We start from the raw sequence: 23,489 nt of genomic DNA on the forward strand, positions 1-23,489 counted from the left end.
GGATGCCCGCTTGGCCGCGGTCGCCCGGACACCTGCGGTGCTGCCCGTCCTGCCCGTCGGCGACTTCCACCCGGACCCGCCGTGGACGGGAGAGTCTCTCCGGTCCGCGCCCCGCCCTCGTGCGTCGGGAGCAGGACGTCAGCGCACCCCGAGCACGAACGGGTAGACCGCCGCGGCGCCCGCCTGGCGCAGCAGTCGGGCCGCGACCGTGAGGGTCCAGCCCGAGTCGGTGTAGTCGTCGACCAGGAGGATGCGGCGACCCGCGAGGCCCGCCATCGCGGGGCCCGAGAGCTCGAGCCGGAGACGTTCGACGACCCCCGCCAGGCGCATGGCCGAGTTCACGTCGTGCCGTCCGGGCTGCTCGTGCCCCGGCACGGGGCCGATGCTCCCGACGAGCGGGCGCTCGAGGTAGCGCGCGAGCCCGCCCGCCAGGTGCTGGACGAGCTGGGGGCGCGTGGCCGACCGCACCGACACGACGCCGTCGAGCAGGAGCTTGCGCGTGGGAGTCCCGGTCCCGTCGGCCGCCGTGGCACCGTCGACCGGTGCCACGTCGTCGTCGGACACGGGAGGGGTCGTGTAGAGCGCGTCCCACTCGTCGAGCACGCGCGCGGCCGCGCGACGCAGCGCGACGGGAGTCTCGCCGTCGGGCACGCCCGGGGCGAAGAGCTCCCGGAGCGGGCCCGACCAGCCGAGCCCGTCGAGGCGGGCGACGGCCCGGCCCGGTGACGCGAGCTCCTCGGGGGACAGGCGTCCCTTGAGGTCGAGGCCCAGCCGGTCGAGACCCGTGGGCCACTGGCGGCGGGCGACGACCTCGACGCCCGGTCGGTCCATGTCGGCGCGCGCCGCGGACACCGCCTCGGCGTCGGGAGCGGCCGGCAGGTCGACCCCGCCGCACCGGTCGCAGCGACCGCACGTCCAGCCGGGCTCGAGCTCGGGGTCGTCGAGGGCAGCGCGCAGGAACGCCATGCGGCAGCCCGTCGTGGCCTCGTAGTCGATCATCGAGCGCTGCTCGGCGAGCCGGGTCTGCTCGACGCGCGCGTAGCGGTCCGCGTCGTAGACCCAGGGCTGACCCGTCGAGATCCAGCCGCCCTTGACGCGACGGACCGCGCCGTCGACGTCGAGGACCTTGAGCATGGTCTCGAGGCGTGAGCGCTTGAGGTCGACCTGCGTCTCGAGGGCCGCGACGGACTGTGCCCCGCCCCCCGCCTCGAGCGCGGCGAGGGTCTCGCGGACCTGACGCTCGGCCGGGAACGCGAGCGACCCGAAGTACTCCCAGATGCGACGGTCCTCCTCGCCGGGCAGCAGCACCACGACCGCGCTGTCCACCCCACGCCCGGCACGACCGACCTGCTGGTAGTACGCGATGGGAGACGAAGGGGCGCCCAGGTGCACGACGAAGGCGAGGTCCGGCTTGTCGAAGCCCATGCCGAGCGCCGAGGTCGCGATGAGCGCCTTGACCCGGTTCTCCTTGAGGTCGGCCTCGAGCTGCTCGCGCTCGGTCGTGTCGGTCTGGCCCGTGTACGCGGCCACGGCCAGGCCGGCCGCCCGGAGCTGGCTCGCGACCTGCTCGGCGGCCGAGACCGTGAGGCAGTAGACGATCCCCGAGCCGTCCACGTCCTGGAGCGTCTCGGCGAGCCACGCGATGCGGCTCGGCTGGTCCGGCAGGTTCAGCACGGCCAGGTGGAGCGACTCGCGGTCGAGACCGCCCCGCAGCACGAGCACGTCCTCGCGCGGGGCGCCCGGGTTCTCCGTGGCCCCCGTCCCGCTCGCCGCGGCGGCGACCGACGCGCCCGTGACGCCGAGCTGCTCGGCGACGTCGGCGGTCACGCGCTCGTTGGCGGTCGCGGTCGTGGCGAGCACCGGGATGCCCGGGGGAAGGTCGGCCAGGAGCGTGCGGATGCGGCGGTAGTCGGGACGGAAGTCGTGGCCCCAGTCCGAGATGCAGTGCGCCTCGTCGATGACCACGAGGCCCGCGTCGGCTGCGAGCCGGGGGAGCACCTCGTCACGGAAGCCGGGGTTGTTGAGCCGCTCGGGCGAGCAGAGCAGGACGTCGACCTCTCCTGCGGCGATCGCGGCGTGCACCTCGTCCCACTCGGTCATGTTCGACGAGTTGATCGTCACGGCGCGGATCCCGGCGCGGGCCGCGGCAGAGATCTGGTCGCGCATCAGGGCCAGGAGAGGCGAGACGATGACCGTGGGCCCCGCGCCCCGCGAGCGCAGCAGCGAGGTCGCGACGAAGTAGACGGCCGACTTGCCCCACCCGGTGCGCTGGACCACGAGGGCCCGACGGCGGAACGCGACCAGGGCCTCGATCGCGAGCCACTGGTCGTCGCGCAGCCTCGCGTCCTCGCGGCCGACGAGCGAGCGCAGCGCGGTCTCTGCCTCCTCGCGCAGGTCCTTGCCCTCGAGGAGACTGCGCAGCATGGCCACCTTGGCGAGCCGCGCGGCGTCGGCCGCCGCGACGGCGTCGGACGCCGCACCGGGAGACGGCTCGGCGGCGGGCTCCGTCGCGGTGGGCGACGGGCGGGCCGCGCCCGCGCCGGTGTGCGCGCGCCGCGGGGCGGCCCCCGCGTCGTCGGGGACCGGGGGCTCGTCGTACAGGTCGGCAGGTGGCTCCGACGCGAAGTCGGGGGGGAGGTCTGCGTACGGGTCGTGCTGGTCACGGGGGAACGAGGTCACCCAGCGATCGTAGGCGCAGGGTGGGACACCGCGTGCTCGGTGCACAGGCCGGTCGCCGGCGGGGCGCCGTGCGGCGCCGCGCGGTGACGCGCCACGAGCTCGGCCCGGTGCGGTCCCACGGAGATCCGTCGGACCGCACCGGGCCTCATGACCGGACAGGTGGTGGTCAGGGCCCGGGCAGGCGGCCCCGCGAGAGCCTCGTCAGGAGTGCATGTCCATGACGACGCGGCCGTCGATCTTGCCCGCCTCCATCTCGCTGAAGATGTCGTTGATGTCGCTCAACGGGCGCACGGTGTACGTCGGGTTGACCTTCCCGCGGGCGAAGAAGTCGAGCGCCTCGGCCATGTCCTTGCGCGTCCCGACGATCGAGCCGCGGACCGTGAGGCCGAACAGGACGGTCGTGAAGATGTCGAGCGGGAACTTCTCGGGCGGTAGCCCGACGAGGGCGACCGTGCCACCGCGGCGCAGCGCACCGACGGCCTGCGGGAAGGCGTGGGCGTTGACCGCGGTCACGAGCGCGCCGTGCACGCCGCCCCCGGTCTTCTCCTGGAGCTCGGCCGCAGGGTCTGCCGAGGTGGCCGCGTTGACCGTGACCTCGGCGCCGTGCTTGCGGGCCAGGGCCAGCTTCTCGTCGTCCACGTCGACCGCGGCGACGCGGCGCCCCATGGCCACGGCGTACTGGACCGCGATGTGCCCCAGGCCGCCGATGCCCGAGATCAGGACCCACTCGCCGGGCTTCGTGTCCGTCTGCTTGAGGCCCTTGTAGACCGTGACACCCGCGCACAGGATGGGGCCGACGGCCGCGTCCTCGACGCCCTCGGGGATGATCGGGGCGTAACGCGAGTCGACCAGCATGTACTGGCCGAACGAGCCGTCGACCGAGTACCCGCCGTTCTTCTGCTGGGGGCAGAGCGTCTCCCACCCGGTCTCGCAGTACTCGCACTCGCCGCACGCGCTCCACAGCCAGGCGTTGCCGACCTTGTCGCCGACCTTGACGCGGGTGACCTGGTCGCCGACCGCGACCACGGTCCCGACGCCCTCGTGCCCGGGGACGAACGGGGGGCTGGGCTTGACGGGCCAGTCGCCGTGGGCGGCGTGCAGGTCGGTGTGACACACGCCCGTGTAGTCGACCTTGACGAGTGCTTCGTGGGGTCCGGGGGTGGGGACCTCGATCTCGTCGATCGTGAGCGGCTCGGCGAACGTGTGGACGACGGCTGCCTTCATGGTGCTCATGGCTCTCCTCCAGGAGCGGACACCGGGCGGGGTCCACCCGCGGGTCGACGGGTGCGACGGGACGCGCTCCGCGTCCTGTGGTGTCCGACGACTCGACCGTAACCGAGGGGGCGGAGGGGCGCCCGTCCAGCGTCGGACAGAAAGGACGAACTCCTTTGTGAAAACCGTCACAAGCGATGTCTGTGCAGGTCAGGGGGTGCTTCTGGACCGTCCGGTCGCCCGATGGCGCTCGACCACGAGCGCCAGCAGCGCACCGACGAGCGCGACCCACTCGCTCACGGCCGCCGTGACCTGCTGGACCCCGCCGACCGTCTCTTCCACGCTGAAGAACCCGACCGTCGTCGAGAGGTAGAACGCGCCGAGCGTCGCGACCGAGAACCCGATCGCCCCCAGCAGCGGCAGCCAGTGGCGCCAGACCAGCACGAGCAGACCGAGCACGAACCCCGCGACCGCGTTGAGCAGGAACAGCGGTCCGACGACCTCGATGTCCTGGTACCCCTGGACGTAGAGGAACAGGTGGACGTCGGCCGAGAGCAGCAGCCCCGCGGCCGTCACGCCGCGCAGCAGCCATGCGCCGCGCGGCAGCGGCGGGGGCACGGGCGGCGTGCCCGACGGCGGGGATCCCCCCGGGCTCGAGCCTGCGGCGGGCGGGGGTTCGGACGCGGCCATGGGGTGCTCCGAGTGCTCTGGTGCGGGTGGGCGGGATGCCCGGACGGGACGTCGCGCGCTCGCGCGTGGCGCCGGGCCCGATGCTTCAATTGAAAGACTTCTCGACCCCGGACGCACGGCGGAGGGTGACCATGAGGACCTCGACCACGCAGGCGACCTCTCTCGCGACGCAGGCGGGGGCGCCCGCCGCCACGCCGGCCACCACGCCGGCCAGGGCGCCCGGCCCGGAGCGGCCGCCCACGGCCGCTCCGCCGACAGCTAGCCCGGCTCCTGCTCGGAACGTCGGCCGTCCGGCGTGCGACCTCCTCTCGCGGCGCTCGCTCCTCGTGTCGGCGGGAGCGGGCGCAGGCGCCCTGGTGCTCGCGGCCTGCTCGGGCGGCGGGGGCGGGGCAGGTACCACCGGGACCACGGGCGGGGGCAGCGGGACGAGCGGGACGGCGGCCGCGCCGTCGGGCACCGTGGTCACCGCCACGGGCGACGTGCCCGTGGGAGGTGCCGTGTCGGTCCAGGTCGACGGTGCGCCCTACCTCGTGACCCAGCCCGAGGAGGGGACGTTCGAGGCCTTCAGCGCGATCTGCACGCACCAGGGCTGCACGGTCGCGCCGGGAGACGGCGAGCTCGACTGCCCGTGCCACGGTTCCCGCTTCGACCTGAGCACGGGCGACGTGATCGCCGGCCCGGCGCCCACGCCCCTGCCCCGCCTCGCCGTCACGGTGAGCGGCACCGACGTCGTCACCGCCTGACGTGCTCACTGCGTGGTCACGCCGTCGGCTCACTGCGTGGTCACGCCGTCGGCTCACTGCACGGTCGCGCCGTCGGACGACCGTCGGCACCGCCCGCGGCGGGCAGGTCCACCGACCGCCTGCCGGACGTCCACCCGTCCGGCACGGACGGCTTCGTAGACTGTCCTGGTGACCACTCCTCTTCTCGAGTCCCCGGACGACGCACCCCGGGCGGGTGCCTCCATCTCGCAGGCCCGCACGCACGCCGTGGCGCAGGTGCGCCTCCCGGTGCGACCCGAGCACGCGGGGATCGAGCCGTACGGGGCCCCGCAGCTCGACGTGCCCGTCCTGCTCAACGTCAACGAGAACCCCTACGCGCCCTCGGCCGAAGTCGTGGCGACCATCGCCGCGGACGTCGCCGAGGCCGCTGCCACGCTCAACCGCTACCCCGACCGCGACTTCCTCGGCCTGCGCCAGGACCTCGCCGACTACCTCGCGGGGGAGTCGGGCGTGCGCGTTGCCCCCGAGCAGGTCTGGGCCGCGAACGGCTCCAACGAGGTCATGCTCCACCTGCTCCAGGCCTTCGGCGGACCCGGGCGCACCGCGCTGTCGTTCGCGCCGACCTACTCGATGTACCCCGAGTACGCCCGCGACACCTCGACCGCCTGGGTGACGGGGCGGCGTGCGGAGGACTTCACGCTCGACCCCGAGGCCGCGCGCGCAGCGATCGTCGCGCACGCCCCCTCGGTGATCCTCCTGGCCAGCCCCAACAACCCGACGGGCACGGCCCTGACACGCGAGGTCGTCGAGGCCGTGTGCGAGGCGGCGCTCGCGGTCACCCCGCACGGCGCCGAGCCGGGGACCTCGGCCGTCGTCGTGGTCGACGAGGCCTACGGAGAGTTCCGCCGCGCGGGCGTCCCCTCGGCGCTCGAGCTGCTCGAGCGCTACCCCAACCTCGCGGTCTCGCGCACCATGTCCAAGGCGTTCGCGCTCGCGGGTGCACGCGTCGGCTACCTCGCCGCGTCGACCACGCTGGTCGACGCGCTGCGCGTCGTGCGCCTGCCGTACCACCTGTCGGCGGCGACCCAGGCGGTCGCGCGCGCTGCCCTCAAGCACTCGTCCTCGCTGCTGGCCCAGGTCGACGCGCTGCGGGCCGAGCGGGACGCGACCGTGACCTGGCTGCGGGCCCAGCGCCCCGCGGCCCTGGGCGGCGCCCCGCTGCAGGTCGCCGACTCGGACGCGAACTTCGTCCTGTTCGGTACCTTCCCGGACCGCCACGCGGTCTGGCAGGGCCTGTTGGATCGAGGCGTCCTCATCCGGGAGACTGGTCCCGAAGGTTGGCTGCGGGTGTCGATCGGCACACCGCAGGAGATGACGGCGTTCAAGGACGCCCTGGTGGAGGTGGCAGGACTGTGAAGCGCACCGCGCGCATCGAGCGCGCGACGTCGGAGTCGAGCGTGCTCGTCGAGCTGGACCTCGACGGGACCGGGAAGACGGACATCTCGACGACCGTCCCGTTCTACGACCACATGCTGACGGCCCTCGGCAAGCACTCGCTCATCGACCTCACGGTCCGGGCCACGGGCGACACGCACATCGACGCGCACCACACGGTCGAGGACGTCGCGATCACGATCGGCGAGGCGCTCAAGATCGCGCTCGGCGACAAGGCGGGCATCTCCCGCTTCGGCGACGCCATGGTGCCGCTCGACGAGGCGCTCGCGCTCGCGGTCGTCGACGTCTCGGGCCGCCCGTACCTCGTGCACGAGGGCGAGCCCGCGGGCCAGGAGTACCACCTGATCGGCGGGCACTTCACGGGGTCGCTCACGCGCCACGTGCTCGAGTCGATCGCGCACCACGCCGCGATCTGCATCCACGTGCGCGTGCTCTCGGGCCGCGACCCCCACCACATCGTGGAGGCGCAGTTCAAGGCCCTCGCCCGTGCGCTGCGCTTCGCCGTGGCGCCCGACGCCCGGGTCGACGGCATCCCGTCGACCAAGGGCGCGTTGTGAGCCCCGAGCCCACGACCCCCGCACAGCCCGACGGGTCCGAGGGCGGCCACGAGCCCAGCCACGGACCCGTCGACCAGCCCCGCGGCGACCACACGCCGCGGACGACCGAGACGGACGACATGACCACCCCGCAGAACCCCGAAGAGCCCGAGCTGGACCTGGTGATCCCGGACGACATCTCGAGCCTGCTCTCCCCGTCCTCCGACCCCGAGCTCGCGGTCCTCGTGACCCAGATCGCGGGTGCCGAGCCCCTGGCAGCCGCCTGCTCGCTCGCGCAGCTCGAGATCGACGCCGTGCCCACCGAGATCGGTGCGCTGGCGGTCCTGCGCGACCTGTCGGGCGACGCGCCGCAGCGTGCCGCGGCCGCCGTCTCGACCCTCGTCAAGGGCGTCCCGCTCATCCTGCTCACGCGCCGCGGCGAGCAGCTCAGCGCGACGCGCTGGCAGGACGGCGTCGAGGGCGACGTGCTCGCCCCGGGGCTCGTGCTCGGCGGTGCGCCCGAGGAGCTCGAGGACCTCGTCACGGGCCAGACGACCGTCGCCGAGCTCTCGGGAGTCGTCCCGAGCTCGGGGATCTCGCGCTGGAAGGCCATGCGCCTGCTGACGTCGACCGCCCGCAAGGCGCGCAAGAAGTGAGCGTCGGACCCGCGGTCGTCGTCCTCGACTACGGCTTCGGCAACGTCCGCTCGGCCGTCCGTGCGCTCGAGCGGGTCGGGGCGCAGGTCGAGCTCACGGCCGACCGGGCGCGCGCCTCGGAGGCCGACGGGCTCGTCGTCCCGGGCGTGGGCGCGTTCGCTGCCGTCATGGCCGGGCTCAAGGCCGTGCGGGGCGACCAGATCGTCGAGCGCCGCCTGGCCGGCGGCCGTGCGGTGCTCGGGATCTGCGTCGGCATGCAGGTCATGTTCGACGAGGGCGACGAGCACGGGACCCTCACCGAGGGGCTCGGCGAGTGGCCTGGCATCGTCGACCGCCTCGACGCGCCCGTCGTCCCGCACATGGGCTGGGACACCGTCCAGGTGCCCGAGGGCTCGGTGCTCTTCGACGGCATCGCCGACGAGCGCTTCTACTTCGTGCACTCGTACGCGGCCCGCCGCTTCCCGCTCGGGGTCGACGAGCCCGTGGGGCCCGCGTTCCGCGCCCCGCTCGTCACCTGGTCCGACCACGGGGGCCCGTTCGTCGCGGCCGTCGAGAACGGCCCGCTGAGCGCGACCCAGTTCCACCCGGAGAAGTCCGGCGACGCCGGTGCGGCCCTCCTGGAGAACTGGGTCCGCTCGCTCTGAACCGTCCCGGGTGGGATCCACGACCCTGCCCGACCCTCCCTCTCGTCCATCGTTCTCGTGCATTCCCTCGGAAGGACCCCTCATGACCGATCGTCTCGTCCTGCTGCCCGCCGTCGACGTCGCCGCCGGGCAGGCGGTGCGCCTCGTCCAGGGGGAGGCCGGCTCGGAGACCTCGTACGGCGACCCGCTGTCGGCCGCTCTCGACTGGCAGGCCGGGGGAGCCGAGTGGGTGCACCTCGTCGACCTCGACGCGGCCTTCGGTCGCGGGTCCAACGCCGAGCTGCTGGCCGACGTCGTCGCGCGCCTCGACGTCAAGGTCGAGCTCTCGGGGGGCATCCGTGACGACGAGTCGCTCGCTCGCGCCCTGGCGACGGGCTGCTCGCGCGTCAACCTGGGCACGGCCGCCCTCGAGAACCCCGAGTGGACCGCGAAGGTCATCGCCGAGCACGGCGACGCGATCGCCGTCGGGCTCGACGTGCGCGGCACGACCCTCGCGGCGCGCGGCTGGACCCAGGAGGGCGGTGACCTCTGGGAGGTCCTCGAACGTCTCGACGCGGCCGGTTGCTCGCGCTACGTCGTGACCGACGTGACCAAGGACGGGACGCTGCGCGGCCCGAACGTCGACCTGCTGCGCGAGGTCGCCTCGCGCACCGACGCGCCCGTGATCGCCTCGGGCGGGATCTCGAGCCTGGCGGACCTCGAGGCGCTGCGCGCCCTGGTCGGCGAGGGCATCGAGGGTGCGATCGTCGGCAAGGCGCTCTACGCGGGTGCCTTCACGCTGCCGCAGGCCCTCGACGTGGCAGGCCGTCCGTGACCTCGGACCCGCACGCCGGTCACGCCCACGCGTCCGAGCACGGTGCGGCGCCGCTGTCGAAGGGCAAGGCGCTGCCGCCGTCCTCCGGTTTCTCCGGGGACGACGGCTCGGCCGACCCGGCGCTGACCGCGGTCCTCGCGGCGTTCGTCGAGGGCGGGGCGAGCCTGACCCAGGTCGTCGCGCAGCTCGGCCGCTCGCGCCTGCTGATCCCGATCCTCGCCGAGCTCGTCACGGCGGGCGAGGGTGAGCACGGGCAGAAGGTCGACAAGGAGGCCGCGGCCGGTGTCGTCGCGCTCGAGGCCCCCGACGGCCGGCGTGCGCTCCCGGTGTTCTCGAGCGTCGCGAGCATGGCCGCCTGGCGGCCCGACGCTCGCCCGGTCCCCGTGGACGCGCCGCGCGCCGCGCTGTCGGCCGTGAGCGAGGACTGGTCGCTGCTGGTCCTCGACCCGTCGGGCCCGGTCACGGTCCTGATCCCGCGTCCCGCGGTGTGGGCGCTCGCGCAGGGCAAGGAGTGGGCCCCGGCCGTGGCCGACGGTCAGGTCGTGGAGGACGTCGCGGACGCGATCGCGGGCGCGGTCTCGGGAGTCGAGCACGTCGCGGCCGTCCGCGCCGAGACGGGGCGCAGCGCCGAGGTCGCGGTCGTCCTGGCGATCGACTCGGGCCTGGACCGACGAGGTCTCGACGCGGTCCTGGCCCAGGTCAACGCGGCCCTCGCGGGCAGCGACGTGATCTCCGAGCGCGTCGACTCGCTCGAGCTGCGCATCGGCCGCGCCGACTGACCCAGCCGTGCTGCGCCGTCGGGCATCCTGCGAGCTGCCCGACGGCGCGGACCGCTCAGCGGCGGCGGCGTCCCAGGACCCAGCCGCCCACCAGGGCGAGCACGACGGCCACGACCTGCCCCCCCAGGACGACCCTGTTGAGGTCGAGCGCGGGGTGCCACCGTGCACCGTCGGGGCCCACGACGTACACGCCCAGCGGGCGCACGCTCATGCCGTAGCCCCCGCCGCCACCGGCCCCCTCGCCTGCGTCGGGAGCGGCGGCCGCGCCCTCGTCGCCCCGCTTCCCGGCGCCGTCCGCCGAGGATCCGACCCCGTACCCGTAGCCCGTGCCGGTGCCGCCCCACACCTTGGCCACCGGCACCACGAGCGTCCCGTCGCGCTCGTAGGCCTCACCGAAGACCTTGCGCACCGAGAAGGCGTCGTTCGCCGCTCGCGTGACGAACGTGGGGTCGGGCCGTCCTGCCGTGCTCGCGTCGTTGCTCATGCTTCGCAGCCTACGAGCAGGCGGGCAAGGGTGCGAAGGCCGAGGTGTCGTCGAGCATCGACCGCAGCGTCGAGACCGGGACGAGCAGCGAGGCGTTGCTCGACTTCGCGTACACGACGCCGATCACCTCGCCGTCCGCGTTGAGCGCCGCGGAGCCCGAGCTGCCGGGCTCGACCTGCGCGTCGGTCACGAGGACCTCGCCGAGGTTCGAGTGCAGCGGGTCCGTGGTGGTGCCCACGACCGTGCCCTGAGTGACCGTGAGCTGCCCGCCCTCGGGGTATCCCACGACCGTCACGGCCTCGCCCTGGACCGGGTCGGCCGCGGCGAGGGTCGGGGCCGAGGGCAGGTCGTCGCTCGTGCGGACGATCGCGAGGTCCGCGAGACCCGCCGCGCTGGCGGTCTCGACCTTGATGTCGCGCCCGTCGTACGTCAGCACCTGGAGCGACTTGGAGCCCTCCACGACGTGCTTGTTCGTGATGAGCGTGCGGTCGTCGAGCGCGAACCCCGACCCGGTCGAGAGCGACGAGCACCCGACGTTGCGGATGCGTACGGCCATGCGCTTGACCGCGTCGAACCCGTCCGGGGAGAGGTTCTCCGAGCCCACGGGCTCGGCCTGCTGGGCGAAGCTGGGCACGACCGAGCTGGGCATGGGCTCGGGCAGCTCGGGCAGCACCCCGCAGCCCGTGACCAGGGCCGCGAGCAGCGGGACGCCCGCGAGCAGCGCGGCCGGTCGCCGCGGGCGGCGACGCCCGGCGGTCGTCGGCCTCACTTGTTGAGCTCCTTCTGGAGCTCGGTGTTCGCGTCGGTCGCGGCCTTGCACAGCCCGTCGACCTGGGTCGCGAACCGGGCGAGGTCGTCGGGGTTGTAGGCGTCGCGGTTGTTGAGGTAGCCGATGAGCTCGTCCTGCGCCGTGGTGCACTGCCCGAGGGCGGCGGCGACCGTGCCGGCGGCCTCGGAGATGCGGGCCTGGTAGTCGAGGTACTGCTGCGAGGCCACGTTCTCGTCGCCGAGCTGCGCCTTCTCGTTCGCGAGCTCGGTGATGCGCTCCTGCGTGGTCGCGAGCTGCGTGCGGGCCGACTCGAGCTCGGTGTTGGCGCCGTCGAGGTCGGCCGTGAGCTGGGCGACGTCCTCGCCCAGCCCCCGCGCCTCGGACTCCCACTGCGCGCTGCGGTCCTGCCAGCTCAGCGTCGTGACCAGGAGGTACGCACCGAGGCCGAGCGACGCGAGCAGCGCGAGGCTCAGGACCACGATCGCGACGGTCTTGCCGCGCCCCGGGCGGCCGCGCTTCGCGCTGCCCGACGGGGGGCCGCCGGTGGGGCCCGCAGGGCCCGCACCGGGCAGCGTGGCCGCTGCCTGGTAGGCGGACATCTGCGGGGAGACGTCGTCGGAGGCCCAGGGCTGTGCCGGCGCCGGGGTCTGCGCCTGCGCCGGCGGGACACCGGGAGGTGCGGGCGGGGGAGGAGTCGCCCGACCGTCGGGCGGGGGCACGACGCCGTGGCCCCCGTGCGCGCTGGACGGCGGGGGAGGCGTCGGCTGCCCGCCCGACGGGGTGCTCAACTGACCGCGCCCGTGTACTTCTCGCCCGGGCCCTCGCCGAGGGCGTCGGGGTAGACCGAGGCCTCGCGGAACGCGAGCTGGAGCGTGCGCAGGCCGTCGCGCAGCGAGCGTGCGTGCTGGTTGCCGATGTCCGGGGCGGACGCGGTCACGAGGGCGGCGAGCGCGTTGATGAGCTTGCGCGCCTCGTCGAGGTCCAGGTGACCCTTCTCGGCGGCGTCCTCGGCCAGGCCGCACTTGACGGCCGCGGCGCTCATGAGGTGGACCGCGGCCGAGGTGATGACCTCGACGGCCGCGACGTCCGCGATGTCCCGGGTGGCGTCCTGGGTGGTGGGGTCGTTCTCGGTTGTCATGGCTCCATCCTTCCAGAGCATGGGCTGTGCGGGGACCCCGGGCGGCCCGTCGCCGGCCCGGGCCCGGTCCGGGGGGACACGGCCGGTCGAGGCGGGCTGCGCCGTCGGGCCTCGCGCGCCTCGCGATAGGAATAGTGTGCCAAGCGCTGACCTGGCAGGTGCTCGCCACGGCGGGCGGGCGGCGGCCGCACGCCCGGAGGCCGGGCCCGCTGAGCGGACCCGGCCTCCGGGGTGGTGCACAGGGCTCCTGCCCGACGACGTCGCGCCGGTCAGGGGACCCGCGTCAGGAGTGCGCGGGCTCCGACGTGACGCCGTCCTCGTCCGCAGCGAGCGGAGCGGCCTCGAGGGCGCTGCGCAGGGCCGCCCCGAGGTTCGCGTCCACGTTCGTCCAGTACTGGATCGCGCGCTCACGGATCACAGGGCTCTGGACACCGCCGACGGCACCCGTGATGGTCTCGAGGAAGCGAGCCTTGGCCGCGTCGTCGAACACCTCGCGGTAGAGCGTGCCGGCCTGGCCGAAGTCGTCGTCCTCGGCGTGCAGCGTCGCCGCGGCCCGCGTCAGCTCACCGTCCGACTCCCAGGAGCCGACCCCGGCGCGCGCCTCGTCGGCCACGGGGCCGCCCAGGCTGTTGGGGGCGTAGACCGGCGTCGAGGGGGAGTTGAACCCGTGACGCTGGGCGCCGTCCTGCGAGTAGTTGTGCACCGGCGCGGCGTGCGGGGCGTTGACCGGGATCTGGTTGTAGTTGGTGCCCACGCGGTAGCGCTGCGCGTCCGGGTAGGAGAACACGCGGGCCATGAGCATCTTGTCGGGGCTGATGTCGATGCCCGGGACCGTGTTGGCGGGCGAGAACGCCGCCTGCTCGATCTCCGCGAAGAAGTTCTGCGGGTTGCGGTTGAGCGTGTGCGTCCCGACCTTGATGAGCGGGTAGTCGGCGTGCGGCCAGACCTTCGTCAGGTCGAACGGGTTGAAGCGGTACGTCTTGGCGTCCTCGTACGGCATGACCTGGACGTGCAGGTCCCACGACGGGAAGTTGCCGGCCTCGATGGCCTCGTACAGGTCGCGACGGTAGTAGTCGGCGTCGGCGCCCGCGATGAGCTCGGCCTCCGAGCCCTCCATCTCGACGTTGCCCTGGTTCGACGTGAAGTGGTACTTGACCCAGAAGCGCTCGCCCGCCGCGTTGATCCACTGGTAGGTGTGCGAGCCGAAGCCCGGCATCTCGCGCCACGAGCGCGGCAGGCCACGGTCACCCATGAGGTAGGTCACCTGGTGCGCGGACTCGGGGGACAGGGTCCAGAAGTCCCACTGCATGTCTGCGTCGCGCAGACCCGAGCCCGGCAGGCGCTTCTGCGAGTGGATGAAGTCCGGGAACTTGATGCCGTCCCGGATGAAGAAGACGGGGGTGTTGTTGCCGACGATGTCGTAGTTGCCCTCGGTCGTGTAGAACTTTACCGAGAAGCCGCGCACGTCGCGCCAGGTGTCGGGGGAGCCCTGCTCGCCCGCGACGCTCGAGAAGCGCTGGAGGGTCTCGGTCCGCGCGCCCGGCTGGAACACGGCCGCACGCGTGTAGGCCGAGACGTCCTCGGTCACGACGAACTCGCCGAACGCGCCGCCGCCCTTGGCGTGGACGATGCGCTCCGGGATGCGCTCGCGGTTGAACTGCGCGAGCTTCTCGACCAGGTAGCGGTCGTGCAGCGCGGTCGCGCCGTCCGCCCCGGAGGTCAGGGAGTGGGCGTCGCTCGGGACGGGGGTGCCCGTCTGCGTGGTGGTGAAGGGGGTGTTCGTCATCGTCTTCTCCTTCAGGTGAGGGGCTCTGGGCCCGGTGCCTGCTCGTGGGTAGGGGGCGGTAGGGACAGGTGCTCCGGGGAGCGGTGGGGGGCTCGGGGTGGCCGTGGTGCGGTGGCGGGCGTCAGGCCGCGCAGTCGGGGCACAGGCCCCAGTACGTGACCTCGGCCGTGTCGATCGTGAAGCCGTTGTTCCCGCTCGGTGTCAGGCAGGGTGCGTGACCGACCGCGCAGTCGATGTCGGCGACCGCACCGCACGAGCGGCACACGACGTGGTGGTGGTTGTCGCCCAGCCTGCGCTCGTAGCGCGCCGGGTGGCCCGCCGGCGCGATCCGCCGGAGCAGACCGTGGTCCGTGAGCGCGTTCAGGACGTCGTAGACCGCCTGGACGGACACCGACCCGAGGGCCTCGCGGGTGGCCCGCAGGACGTCGTCCGCGTCGGCGTGCTGCTGCCGGGTCACGACGTCGAGCACCGCCAGACGGGCAGCCGTGACGCGGAGCCCGCTGTCGCGGAGCTCGGTCTCGTGGTCCGCGGGGCGGAGCGTCTTGTCGATCGGCACGGTCCTACTCTAACCACACTTTCTGGAAGAGTTCCAACAATGGAGGATGTCCAGTGCGTGTCGTCGACGTGAACGCTCGTCGCGCCCGCGGGGCGGCGCGGGTCCTGGGGTGGTCGGGCGGGCCGGGCGTCCGCCTTGCGGCGACGAAGGCTCCGGCCGGTGCGTGCTATTGTTGGTCGCTGACCGACCCGTAGGTTCTTGTCGAGGCTCCAGCAGGCGCTTCGAGGGACGTACGGGTGCGCAAAGTGGATTCCATCCCACCTGAGCTTCAACTGCTGACGATCGTCGCGACAGAGGCCGGGTCTCGGTCCGGAGCGTCGCCGTTCTTCACGGTGACGCGACGGTGTGTTCGTCGCACCCGCGACGACCCGATCGATGGCCTCCTCCCTGCGCTCTGGGACGGGGGCCTTTCCCGTTCCTGGTGGTCTACCGACGACTTCCTAGGAGCATCACATCAGCGAGCCTCGCATCAACGATCGGATCCGTGTCCCCGAGGTCCGACTTGTCGGCCCAGGTGGGGAGCAGGTCGGCGTCGTCCGCATTGAGGTCGCCCTGAGCCTTGCCCAGGACGCTGACCTCGACCTGGTGGAGGTCGCCCCCGACGCACGCCCGCCGGTGTGCAAGCTCATGGACTTCGGCAAGTTCAAGTACGAGTCGGACATGAAGGCCCGTGAGGCTCGCCGCAACCAGGCGAACACGGTCCTCAAGGAGATCCGTTTCCGTCTGAAGATCGACCCGCACGACTACGGCACCAAGAAGGGCCACGTCGAGCGCTTCCTCGCAGCGGGCGACAAGGTCAAGGTCATGATCATGTTCCGCGGCCGTGAGCAGTCGCGCCCGGAGATGGGTATCCGTCTCCTGCAGCGCCTCGCGGAGGACGTCGCGGAGCTCGGCTTCGTCGAGAGCGCGCCCAAGCAGGACGGGCGCAACATGATCATGGTGCTCGGCCCGGTCAAGAAGAAGGCCGAAGCCAAGAACGAGCAGCGTCGTCGCGCCCAGGAGGCCGAGCCTCGTCAGACGAAGTCGGCCGCCAAGGCCGCCCCCGTCGAGGTCTCCGAGGAGCCCGCGGACGGCAACGACGTGCCTTTCGAGGTACAGGTCGCCGAGGCCGCGGAGATGGTCGCTTCCGCCGAGGCCGCTGCTGCGGTCAAGGCTGCCGCCGCTCCCGAGCCCGCACCGGCGCCCGTCGCCGAGGCCGCTCCCGCAGCAGCCCCCAAGGCAGCAGCGCCCCGCGCTTCTGCCCCCAAGGCCGCGCCTCGCACCTCGGCTCCCAAGGCTCCGGCAGCCCCCAGGACTGCTGCTCCGGCCGCGCCGGCTGCCGCGCCCAAGCCCGTCTCGGCCCCCAAGCCGATCGCGGTGCCGAAGCCGGCCGCCATGCCCAAGCCTCCGGCCCCGCGGCCGGCAGCGCCCAAGCCCGGCACGGCTGCCAAGCCGAAGCCCGGCGGCAAGCCCAGCTGACCAACTGACACCGAGCCAGGCCCACCGGCCCCGGCCCGAACACGTCGGGTCCCTCCCGGGATCTCGACCAGACAAAGGAGAAACGGCAGCCATGCCGAAGAACAAGACGCACTCCGGCGCCAAGAAGCGGTTCCGCATCACCGGCAGCGGCAAGGTCATGCGCGAGCAGGCCAACAAGCGCCACCTGCTCGAGCACAAGTCGAGCACGCGCACGCGTCGCCTGTCTGCTGACCAGGTCGTCGCCCCCGCAGACGTCAAGAAGATCAAGAAGCTGCTCGGTAAGTGATCTGCCTGGTGGTCGCACCCCGGTGCTGATCATCGCTGAATCCCTACCTGAGCCCCGAACTGCAAGGAGCATCACGTGGCACGCGTGAAGCGGGCGGTCAACGCCCAGAAGAAGCGCCGTACAACTCTCGAGCGCGCTGCGGGTTACCGCGGCCAGCGTTCGCGTCTCTACCGGAAGGCGAAGGAGCAGGTCACCCACTCCCTCGTCTACTCCTACCGTGACCGCAAGGCGCGCAAGGGCGACTTCCGTCGTCTGTGGATCCAGCGCATCAACGCTGCGTCGCGCGCCCAGGGCCTGACGTACAACCGCCTCATCCAGGGCCTCAAGGCCGCTGGCATCGAGGTCGACCGTCGCGTGCTCGCGGACCTCGCGGTCAACGACGTGACCGTCTTCAACGCGCTCGTCCAGGCCGCCAAGGACGCGCTGCCTGCTGACGTGAACGCCCCCAAGGCTGCTGCCTGATCATCGAGCAGCGACTCTTCTCACCGGACGCCCGCACAGTGAACGATCTGTCCTCAGGTCGCCCCGTACCGTTCTCCCACCGCGTTCCCGAGGTCTGGAATCCTCGGAGCGACAGGGTCAAGGCGGTCCGGGCACTGTCCGGGCGTCCGGCGCGTCTGCGCCACCAGCAGTTCCTCGTCGAGGGACCGCAGGGGGTGCGCGAGGCCGTCCGGCACGGCGCGCACCTGGTGCGTGACGTGTACGTGACCCCGTCGGCAGCCGAACGCTACGCGAAGATCGTCGACGACGCCCTCGACCAGCGCCTGTACGTGCACCTCACGACGCCTGAGGCGTTCGAGGCCATGAGCCAGGACGCCCAGGGCATCCTGGCCGTGGTCCGGATCGAGCAGCTCACGCTCGACGACGTGCTCACGCGGCGGCCCCGGCTCGTCGCGGTCCTCGCGACCGTCCGCGACCCGGGCAACGCCGGGACGGTCGTCCGGGCGGCCGACGCCGCCGGGGCGGACCTGGTGGTGCTCGCGGGCGAGAGCGTCGACGTGCACAACCCCAAGGTCGTGCGTTCGACGGCGGGATCCCTGTTCCACCTCCCGGTCGTGACCGGTGCGGGTCTCGCGGAGACCGTCGACGCGCTGCGCGCCGCCGGGCTCACGGTCCTCGCAGCGGACGGCGGCGGCGACCACGACCTCGACGACCTCCTCGACGTGGCGGGCGCCGCGCCCATCGGCACGCCCGACCTCGCCCGTCCCACCGCGTGGGTCTTCGGCAACGAGGCCTGGGGGCTGCCGCCCGAGGACCGCGAGCTGGCCGACGAGGTCGTGAGCGTCCCGCTCCGCGGCCTGGCCGAGTCGCTCAACCTCGCCACGGCCGCGACGGTGTGCCTCTACGCCTCGAGCAGGGCGCACCGACCGCGCACCACGGACGGGAACGCGTGAGGGGACGGTCGGTGCGTCTCTTCGCCGCCCTGTATCCCTCGGACGATGCCCTCGCCCACCTCGACCTCGCGCTGTCAGCGCTCGGTGCGGTCGCACCCGACGACGGTCGACCCTCGGTCCGCTGGACGCCGCGCGACCTCATGCACCTGACGGTCGCGTTCTTCGGCGAGGTCGCGGACGGTGCGGTCGACGACCTGGGGCGTGCCCTCGACGAGGTCGCGGAGGCGACCGAGCCCCTGACGCTGCACCTGCGCGGGGCCGGGACCTTCGAGGACCGCATCCTGTTCGCGGGGGTGGGTGGCGACGCGGAGGCGCTCCGTCGCCTGAGCGCCGCGACCGCGGAAGCGGCCTCCGGCGTCGGGCTGCGCCTCGACCGGCGACCGCGCCAGCGCGCCCACCTGACCGTGGCGCGTGCCTCCGGGCCGCGCAAGAACGGTCGGCGCAAGACCGACCCGCGCCCCACGGGGCCGGGCCTCGCCGAGCTGGCGCACGCTCTCGCGGTCTACGAGGGACCGCGCTTCACGGCCGACGAGCTGTGCCTGGTCGAGTCGACCCCCGGGGCGGGGCGCAGCGGCGGCCCGCTCTACGAGGTCGTGCGGACGTCGCCGCTCGGCGTGCGTCGCTGACGAGCCGGGTCAGCCCTGGGCGCCGGCCCAGACGAACGCGGCGACCATGAAGCCGAGCAGCAGCCCGTACGCGCGGGTCCAGCCGCGCAGGGCGCCGGGCACAAGGAGAGCGTCCGTGCGACGGCGGGTCGTGACGTACCGGACGACCCAGGCGACGACCGTCGCGACCGTCGAGACGCACAGGGCCATGCCTCCGGCCCCGACGGGCAGGAACACCGCCGCGTCGTCGAGCGTCAGCCCGCGTGCCGAGCTCGTCCCGAGGTAGACCGCGCCCACCACGGCGCCGAGCACGAGCGCCCACCGAGCCGTCCGCCAGAACCCGGCGGGCGGCTCGTCGTCCGTCGTCGGGCGAGAGGCCGTCCGCCTCGTCCGTGCGGCCGGGGCGGCGTGGGGCCCACGCGCCTCGACCGAGCCCGACGGTGGAGCGTCCGGCGCGCGGTGGGGTGCGGCGTCCGCGGGGCGCGTCTCGGGTGGGGGAGCCGCCGGGCCGGTGAGCTCCGCGTCCCTGGTCGCCGAGAGCGGGTCGGGCGGGCCGGGAGTACCGGCGGGGTAGGTTGGCCAGGCGTCGTCCGGACCGTCGCGGCCCGGGCCGTACCGGTGGTGGTCCGTGTCGTGCCGCCGTCTCACGTCGTCCAGTCTCTCACCGCCACCGCCGACCTCTCGGTCTGCGCCTGGCAGCGCCGATCTGCGCCGCGCCGCACTCTCGCTCGCGTCCGGACCGAGGCTCCGTCGCGTCCGGACCGCGTGTGGGACGATGGGGACATGCAGCGCGATGATCGCCGATTTACGTGGCCCGCTCGAGGGCCGCGCGGCTGACGCTGCGCACGTCGACCACCGGTCGCCGCACGGCGGCCGCGGATCGACCGGTCGTGCCCCGGCGGGCGCTCTAGAATCTTCAGTTGGACGCGCGAGGTGACCTCTGCGCGTCCGGTCCCGATCCCGCCAGGAAGGCACGCATGTCCACCCCTGATCCGGTACAGCCCGCTGCGCCGTCGCCCCTCGACGGCCCCGCGCTCGAGGTCGTCCTCTCCGAGGCCCTCGCGGCCGTCGAGGCCGCCCGCGACCTCGACGAGCTGAAGTCGGTGCGTCTGCAGCACACCGGCGACCGCAGCGCCCTCGCTCTCGCCAACCGCCAGATCGGCCAGCTCGCCCCCGCCGACAAGGCTGCCGCGGGCAAGCTCCTCGGCCCGATCCGCGGGCGCCTCAACCAGGCGCTCGCCGCGCGCACCCAGGTCCTCGAGGCCGAGCGCGACGAGCGGGTCCTCGTCGAGGAGTCCGTCGACGTGACGCTGCCCGTCGACCGTGCCCCCTCGGGGGCACGTCACCCGCTCGAGACGCTCCAGGAGCGCGCGGCCGACTTCTTCACGGCCATGGGCTGGGAGATCGCCGAAGGCCCGGAGATCGAGGCCGAGTGGTTCAACTTCGACGCCCTGAACTTCGGTCCGGACCACCCGGCCCGTCAGATGCAGGACACGTTCTTCCTCCAGACCCCGGCGGGTCCGGACGGCGAGCCGGGCGAACCGTCGAACCTCGTGCTGCGCACGCACACGTCGCCGGTCCAGGCCCGTACGCTCCTCGAGCGCGAGCTCCCCGTGTACATCGCGTGCCCCGGCAAGGTGTTCCGCACCGACGAGCTCGACGCGACCCACACGCCCGTGTTCCACCAGGTCGAGGGCCTCGCGGTCGACAAGGGCCTGACCATGGCGCACCTGCTCGGCACCCTGGACCACTTCGCGAAGGCGATGTTCGGTCCCGAGGCCCGCACGCGCCTGCGCCCGTCGTTCTTCCCCTTCACCGAGCCCAGCGCCGAGATGGACCTGTGGTTCCCCCAGAAGAAGGGCGGGGCCGGCTGGATCGAGTGGGGCGGCTGCGGCATGGTCAACCCCAACGTCCTGCGCTCGGCGGGGATCGACCCCGAGGTCTACTCGGGCTTCGCGTTCGGCATGGGCATCGAGCGCACGCTCATGCTGCGCCACGGAATTGCTGACATGCACGACATGGTGGAGGGCGACGTCCGCTTCTCGACCCAGTTCGGAATGGGGATCTGATGCCGAACATCGTCATCGACTGGCTCGGCGAGCACGTCGAGCTGCCTGCTGACCTGACGGCCGAGACGCTGGCCGCCGCGCTCGTGAAGGTGGGCCTCGAGGAGGAGGCGATCCACGGGTCGTCCGTCACGGGCCCGCTCGTCGTGGGCCAGGTCGTCTCGGTCGAGCCCGAGGAGCAGAAGAACGGCAAGGTCATCAACTGGTGCCAGGTCGACGTCGGGGCGCACAACGTCGACGGCGTCCCCGTGGCCGAGGGCGGGACGCCGCGCGGCATCATCTGCGGCGCGCACAACTTCGGCCCGGGTGACCGCGTCGTCGTCGCCCTGCCCGGGGCCGTGCTGCCAGGACCGTTCCCCATCGCGAGCCGCAAGACCTACGGCCACGTCTCGGACGGCATGATCTGCTCGGCCAAGGAGCTCGGTCTGGGGCAGGACCACGACGGCATCATCGTGCTCGACCGCTACGGGTACTCCCCGGAGACGGGCTACGACACGACGCCCGGCACGGACGCGCTCGAGCTCCTGGGCCTCGGTGACGAGGTCCTCGAGATCAACGTGACGCCGGACCGCGGGTACTGCTTCTCCTACCGGGGCGTCGCGCGCGAGTTCTCGCACTCCACGGGCGCGGCCTTCACGGACCGCGGCCTCCCGTCGGGCGACCTGCCGGGCGTGACGCCCGACGGCTTCCCGGTCGAGGTCGAGGACGAGGCGCCGATCCACGGCGTGACCGGTTGCGACCGGTTCGTCACGCGCATCGTGCGGGGCATCGACCCGCAGGCGCCGACGCCGGCCTGGATGCAGCGACGCCTGACGCAGGCGGGCATGCGGCCCATCTCGCTCGCGGTCGACATCACGAACTACGTCATGCTCGACCTCGGCCAGCCGCTGCACGCGTACGACCTCTCGAAGGTCGCGGGCCCGATCGTCGTGCGCCGGGCGCACGCGGGGGAGCGGCTCACGACGCTCGACGGTGTCGACCGCCGCCTCGACGTCGAGGACCTGCTCATCACCGACTCGCCCGAGGGCTCTCGCGCGTCGCGGGTGCTCGGGATCGCGGGCGTCATGGGTGGGGCCTCGAGCGAGGTCGGCGAGAACACGACCGACGTCCTGGTCGAGGCCGCGCACTTCGACCCCGTCACGGTCGCGCGCTCGGCCCGTCGCCACAAGCTGCCCTCCGAGGCGGCCAAGCGCTTCGAACGTGGCGCCGACCCCGCGCTGCCGCCCGTCGCGGCCCAGCGCGTGGTGGAGCTGCTCGTCGAGCTCGGTGGAGGCACTGCGGACCTGGCGGTGAGCGACCTCAACACGGTCGCCCCCGTCACGCCCGTCGTCTTCCCGATCGGCGAGGCCGAGAGGCTCGTCGGGGTGGCGTACACCTCGGAGCAGGTCCGCGGCGTCCTCGTCGAGATCGGCTGCACGGTCCGCGACCTCGACGGCGGCACGACCCTCGAGGTCACCCCGCCCACGTGGCGCCCGGACCTGACCGGGGCCGCCGAGCTCGTCGAGGAGATCGCCCGCCTCGTCGGCTACGACAAGATCCCGTCGATCCTGCCGCCGGCCCCGGCCGGTCGTGGGTTGACGACCGCGCAGCGGCTCCGCCGCTCGGTCGCGCGCGCCCTCGCGGAGGCCGGGTTCGTCGAGACGCTGAGCTACCCGTTCGTGAACCCCCAGGCGCACGACGACCTGCGCCTGCCCGCGGACGACGAGCGCCGTCGCGCGCTGCGGCTGGTCAACCCGCTCGCGGACGACCACCCCGAGATGCGGACGAACCTGCTCACCACGTTGCTCGGCACGGTCAAGCGCAACGTGGGACGAGGCAACGCGGACCTCGCGATCTTCGAGATCGGCCTCGTGACCCGTCCGGTCGCCGGTGCTCCCGCCGCCCCGCAGCTGCCGGGCGGTGCTCGCCCGAGCGAGGCCGACCTGGCCACGCTGCAGGCAGCGGTCCCGCCGCAGCCGCGCCGTGTCGCGGGAGTCCTCACGGGGCAGCGCGAGGCGTCGGGCTGGTGGGGCGCCGGCCGCGCCGCGGACTGGACGGACGCGCTCGCGGCCGCCGAGCTCGTGGCCGAGCGTGCGGGGGTCGACGTGGTCGTCGTCGCCGACCACGACCACGCGCCGTGGCACCCGGGTCGGACGGCGAGGCTCGAGCTGTCGGACGGGACCGTCGTCGGGCACGCAGGCGAGCTGCACCCCAAGGTGCTCGAGACGCTCGGCCTGCCCGCGCGGACCGTCGCGTTCGAGGTCGATCTGGACGCCCTGATCGCCGCCGCCCCGGAGCAGCCGGTCCAGGCGGCTCCCGTCTCGTCGTTCCCGCTCGCGAAGGAGGACCTGGCGCTCGTCGTCGACGCCTCCGTGCCGGCCTCGGCCGTGCGTGCCGCGATCGAGGAGGGTGCGGGCGACCTGCTCGAGGACCTCGCGCTCTTCGACGTCTACACCGGCCCCCAGGTGGGCGAGGGCAAGAAGTCGCTCGCGTTCTCGCTGCGCCTGCGGGGCGCCGACCGCACGCTGACCGCGGAGGACTCCGCGGCCGTGCGCGCTGCAGCGGTCGCCGCGGCGCACGAGCAGTACCTCAACGAACTGCTGCACAGCCTGGTCGGGCTGCGGCTGCCCGAGGCGCTCTCCAACCCGCCCGGCGAGGGCGGTGTGGTCAACCTCCCGGCCGTCGTGGTGATGCTGCTGGCCGCCGTCCTGCTGGTGCGCGGCGTGCGCGAGAGCGCCCTGCACGTTGAGCGTGTTCTCGAGCTCGGTCGTGTAGTCGAGC

General features: G+C 73.2%; 24 protein-coding genes. 14 read left to right on the top strand and 10 right to left on the bottom strand.

All coding sequences use genetic code 11. The annotated features are described in order from the left end of the window. Window positions 1-138 precede the first annotated feature (138 nt). From ACFWFR_RS05925 to ACFWFR_RS05935, 3 genes are all read right to left on the bottom strand, one after another. Window positions 139-2,424, bottom strand: coding sequence for a DEAD/DEAH box helicase (locus tag ACFWFR_RS05925; RefSeq protein ID WP_377621825.1), 2,286 nt, complete (start codon window positions 2,422-2,424; stop codon window positions 139-141). 456 nt (window positions 2,425-2,880) lie between these two features. Then, on the bottom strand, window positions 2,881-3,912 hold the full coding sequence (gene adhP, locus ACFWFR_RS05930) for an alcohol dehydrogenase AdhP (RefSeq protein WP_191804044.1): 1,032 nt from the start codon (window positions 3,910-3,912) through the stop codon (window positions 2,881-2,883). A 189-nt stretch (window positions 3,913-4,101) separates the two neighbouring features. Next, a complete protein-coding gene (locus ACFWFR_RS05935) occupies window positions 4,102-4,581 on the bottom strand; it encodes a hypothetical protein (RefSeq protein ID WP_377621806.1) in 480 nt (159 codons plus the stop codon). 131 nt (window positions 4,582-4,712) lie between these two features. Here ACFWFR_RS05935 and ACFWFR_RS05940 point away from each other — a divergent pair, with 131 nt between their 5' ends. The 7 genes from ACFWFR_RS05940 to ACFWFR_RS05970 all read left to right on the top strand — a co-directional run bounded on the left by ACFWFR_RS05940 (window position 4,713) and on the right by ACFWFR_RS05970 (window position 10,187). Then, window positions 4,713-5,324, top strand: a complete 612-nt coding sequence (locus ACFWFR_RS05940) for a Rieske (2Fe-2S) protein (RefSeq protein WP_377621807.1) — start codon at window positions 4,713-4,715, stop codon at window positions 5,322-5,324. Window positions 5,325-5,570: 246 nt separating this feature from the next. Continuing rightward, window positions 5,571-6,719 (top strand): histidinol-phosphate transaminase, encoded by a 1,149-nt coding sequence (locus tag ACFWFR_RS05945; protein WP_191804125.1) that lies wholly within the window; start codon window positions 5,571-5,573, stop codon window positions 6,717-6,719. Then, window positions 6,716-7,315, top strand: a complete 600-nt coding sequence (hisB, locus tag ACFWFR_RS05950; protein ID WP_056648875.1) for an imidazoleglycerol-phosphate dehydratase HisB — start codon at window positions 6,716-6,718, stop codon at window positions 7,313-7,315. The genes ACFWFR_RS05945 and hisB overlap by 4 nt, the downstream gene beginning before the upstream one ends. After that, window positions 7,312-7,950 (top strand): hypothetical protein, encoded by a 639-nt coding sequence (locus tag ACFWFR_RS05955; RefSeq protein WP_377621810.1) that lies wholly within the window; start codon window positions 7,312-7,314, stop codon window positions 7,948-7,950. The genes hisB and ACFWFR_RS05955 overlap by 4 nt, the downstream gene beginning before the upstream one ends. Further along, the gene (gene hisH, locus ACFWFR_RS05960; protein ID WP_191804046.1) at window positions 7,947-8,594 is read left to right on the top strand and encodes an imidazole glycerol phosphate synthase subunit HisH; all 648 of its coding nucleotides are present in this window, start codon (window positions 7,947-7,949) and stop codon (window positions 8,592-8,594) included. The genes ACFWFR_RS05955 and hisH overlap by 4 nt, the downstream gene beginning before the upstream one ends. A gap of 82 nt (window positions 8,595-8,676) precedes the next feature. Then, window positions 8,677-9,408, top strand: coding sequence for a bifunctional 1-(5-phosphoribosyl)-5-((5-phosphoribosylamino)methylideneamino)imidazole-4-carboxamide isomerase/phosphoribosylanthranilate isomerase PriA (gene priA / locus ACFWFR_RS05965; protein ID WP_056648878.1), 732 nt, complete (start codon window positions 8,677-8,679; stop codon window positions 9,406-9,408). After that, entirely contained in the window at window positions 9,405-10,187 is a 783-nt protein-coding gene (locus ACFWFR_RS05970) for an SseB family protein (protein ID WP_377621811.1), read from the top strand. The genes priA and ACFWFR_RS05970 overlap by 4 nt, the downstream gene beginning before the upstream one ends. 55 nt (window positions 10,188-10,242) lie before the next feature. Here the strand turns inward: ACFWFR_RS05970 and ACFWFR_RS05975 are convergent, their stop codons facing one another. The 6 genes from ACFWFR_RS05975 to ACFWFR_RS06000 form a co-directional block, all read right to left on the bottom strand. Continuing rightward, on the bottom strand, window positions 10,243-10,671 hold the full coding sequence (locus ACFWFR_RS05975) for a spore germination protein GerW family protein (protein WP_377621813.1): 429 nt from the start codon (window positions 10,669-10,671) through the stop codon (window positions 10,243-10,245). A gap of 10 nt (window positions 10,672-10,681) precedes the next feature. Then, complete coding sequence (locus tag ACFWFR_RS05980; protein WP_377616563.1) at window positions 10,682-11,440, bottom strand: trypsin-like peptidase domain-containing protein; 759 nt, start codon at window positions 11,438-11,440, stop codon at window positions 10,682-10,684. Beyond that, a complete protein-coding gene (locus ACFWFR_RS05985) occupies window positions 11,437-12,039 on the bottom strand; it encodes a hypothetical protein (protein WP_377621815.1) in 603 nt (200 codons plus the stop codon). The genes ACFWFR_RS05980 and ACFWFR_RS05985 overlap by 4 nt, the downstream gene beginning before the upstream one ends. 185 nt (window positions 12,040-12,224) lie before the next feature. Then, the gene (locus ACFWFR_RS05990; protein WP_056648882.1) at window positions 12,225-12,578 is read right to left on the bottom strand and encodes a DUF1844 domain-containing protein; all 354 of its coding nucleotides are present in this window, start codon (window positions 12,576-12,578) and stop codon (window positions 12,225-12,227) included. Window positions 12,579-12,861: 283 nt separating this feature from the next. Beyond that, complete coding sequence (locus tag ACFWFR_RS05995; protein WP_191804051.1) at window positions 12,862-14,364, bottom strand: catalase; 1,503 nt, start codon at window positions 14,362-14,364, stop codon at window positions 12,862-12,864. 121 nt (window positions 14,365-14,485) lie between these two features. Further along, window positions 14,486-14,920, bottom strand: coding sequence for a Fur family transcriptional regulator (locus tag ACFWFR_RS06000; RefSeq protein WP_318244548.1), 435 nt, complete (start codon window positions 14,918-14,920; stop codon window positions 14,486-14,488). 480 nt (window positions 14,921-15,400) lie between these two features. Between ACFWFR_RS06000 and infC the strand changes: the two genes are divergently transcribed. The 5 genes from infC (at window position 15,401) to thpR (ending at window position 18,684) form a co-directional block, all read left to right on the top strand. Next, window positions 15,401-16,378, top strand: coding sequence for a translation initiation factor IF-3 (gene infC / locus ACFWFR_RS06005; protein WP_318244555.1), 978 nt, complete (start codon window positions 15,401-15,403; stop codon window positions 16,376-16,378). Window positions 16,379-16,469: 91 nt separating this feature from the next. Further along, window positions 16,470-16,664 carry a 50S ribosomal protein L35 gene (gene rpmI / locus ACFWFR_RS06010; protein ID WP_030150472.1) on the top strand — a complete coding sequence of 65 codons (195 nt, stop codon included), beginning with the start codon at window positions 16,470-16,472 and terminating at the stop codon, window positions 16,662-16,664. Window positions 16,665-16,739: 75 nt separating this feature from the next. Continuing rightward, window positions 16,740-17,126, top strand: coding sequence for a 50S ribosomal protein L20 (gene rplT, locus ACFWFR_RS06015; protein ID WP_030150471.1), 387 nt, complete (start codon window positions 16,740-16,742; stop codon window positions 17,124-17,126). 38 nt (window positions 17,127-17,164) lie between these two features. After that, window positions 17,165-18,058 (top strand): TrmH family RNA methyltransferase, encoded by an 894-nt coding sequence (locus tag ACFWFR_RS06020; protein WP_377621818.1) that lies wholly within the window; start codon window positions 17,165-17,167, stop codon window positions 18,056-18,058. Window positions 18,059-18,069: 11 nt separating this feature from the next. Beyond that, a complete protein-coding gene (gene thpR / locus ACFWFR_RS06025) occupies window positions 18,070-18,684 on the top strand; it encodes an RNA 2',3'-cyclic phosphodiesterase (protein ID WP_377621819.1) in 615 nt (204 codons plus the stop codon). A gap of 9 nt (window positions 18,685-18,693) precedes the next feature. On the opposite strand, the gene ACFWFR_RS06030 is transcribed toward thpR, so the two are convergent. Further along, window positions 18,694-19,311 (bottom strand): hypothetical protein, encoded by a 618-nt coding sequence (locus ACFWFR_RS06030; RefSeq protein ID WP_377621821.1) that lies wholly within the window; start codon window positions 19,309-19,311, stop codon window positions 18,694-18,696. Between the two features lie 329 nt (window positions 19,312-19,640). Here ACFWFR_RS06030 and pheS point away from each other — a divergent pair, with 329 nt between their 5' ends. Together pheS and pheT are read left to right on the top strand one after the other, a co-directional pair. After that, entirely contained in the window at window positions 19,641-20,732 is a 1,092-nt protein-coding gene (pheS, locus tag ACFWFR_RS06035) for a phenylalanine--tRNA ligase subunit alpha (protein ID WP_191804057.1), read from the top strand. Then, a partial coding sequence (pheT, locus tag ACFWFR_RS06040) for a phenylalanine--tRNA ligase subunit beta (RefSeq protein WP_377621823.1) occupies window positions 20,732-23,489 on the top strand: 2,758 nt, incomplete at its 3' end. The genes pheS and pheT, both read left to right, overlap by 1 nt.

Origin of the sequence: Oerskovia sp. NPDC060287, from assembly GCF_042726775.1 — a bacterium.
Lineage (GTDB): Bacteria > Actinomycetota > Actinomycetes > Actinomycetales > Cellulomonadaceae > Oerskovia > Oerskovia merdavium.

What these genes read in the sequence shown, in the direction of transcription:
- rpmI (WP_030150472.1), top strand. Translation starts at nt 16,470, where the DNA reads ATGCCGAAGAACAAGACGCACTCCGGCGCCAAGAAGCGGTTCCGCATC.
- ACFWFR_RS05985 (WP_377621815.1), bottom strand. Translation starts at nt 12,039, where the DNA reads ATGTCCGCCTACCAGGCAGCGGCCACGCTGCCCGGTGCGGGCCCTGCG.
- adhP (WP_191804044.1), bottom strand. Translation starts at nt 3,912, where the DNA reads ATGAGCACCATGAAGGCAGCCGTCGTCCACACGTTCGCCGAGCCGCTC.
- ACFWFR_RS05995 (WP_191804051.1), bottom strand. Translation starts at nt 14,364, where the DNA reads ATGACGAACACCCCCTTCACCACCACGCAGACGGGCACCCCCGTCCCG.
- ACFWFR_RS05925 (WP_377621825.1), bottom strand. Translation starts at nt 2,424, where the DNA reads ATGCTGCGCAGTCTCCTCGAGGGCAAGGACCTGCGCGAGGAGGCAGAG.
- ACFWFR_RS05990 (WP_056648882.1), bottom strand. Translation starts at nt 12,578, where the DNA reads ATGACAACCGAGAACGACCCCACCACCCAGGACGCCACCCGGGACATC.
- ACFWFR_RS05975 (WP_377621813.1), bottom strand. Translation starts at nt 10,671, where the DNA reads ATGAGCAACGACGCGAGCACGGCAGGACGGCCCGACCCCACGTTCGTC.
- priA (WP_056648878.1), top strand. Translation starts at nt 8,677, where the DNA reads ATGACCGATCGTCTCGTCCTGCTGCCCGCCGTCGACGTCGCCGCCGGG.
- pheS (WP_191804057.1), top strand. Translation starts at nt 19,641, where the DNA reads ATGTCCACCCCTGATCCGGTACAGCCCGCTGCGCCGTCGCCCCTCGAC.
- ACFWFR_RS05935 (WP_377621806.1), bottom strand. Translation starts at nt 4,581, where the DNA reads ATGGCCGCGTCCGAACCCCCGCCCGCCGCAGGCTCGAGCCCGGGGGGA.
- ACFWFR_RS05940 (WP_377621807.1), top strand. Translation starts at nt 4,713, where the DNA reads ATGAGGACCTCGACCACGCAGGCGACCTCTCTCGCGACGCAGGCGGGG.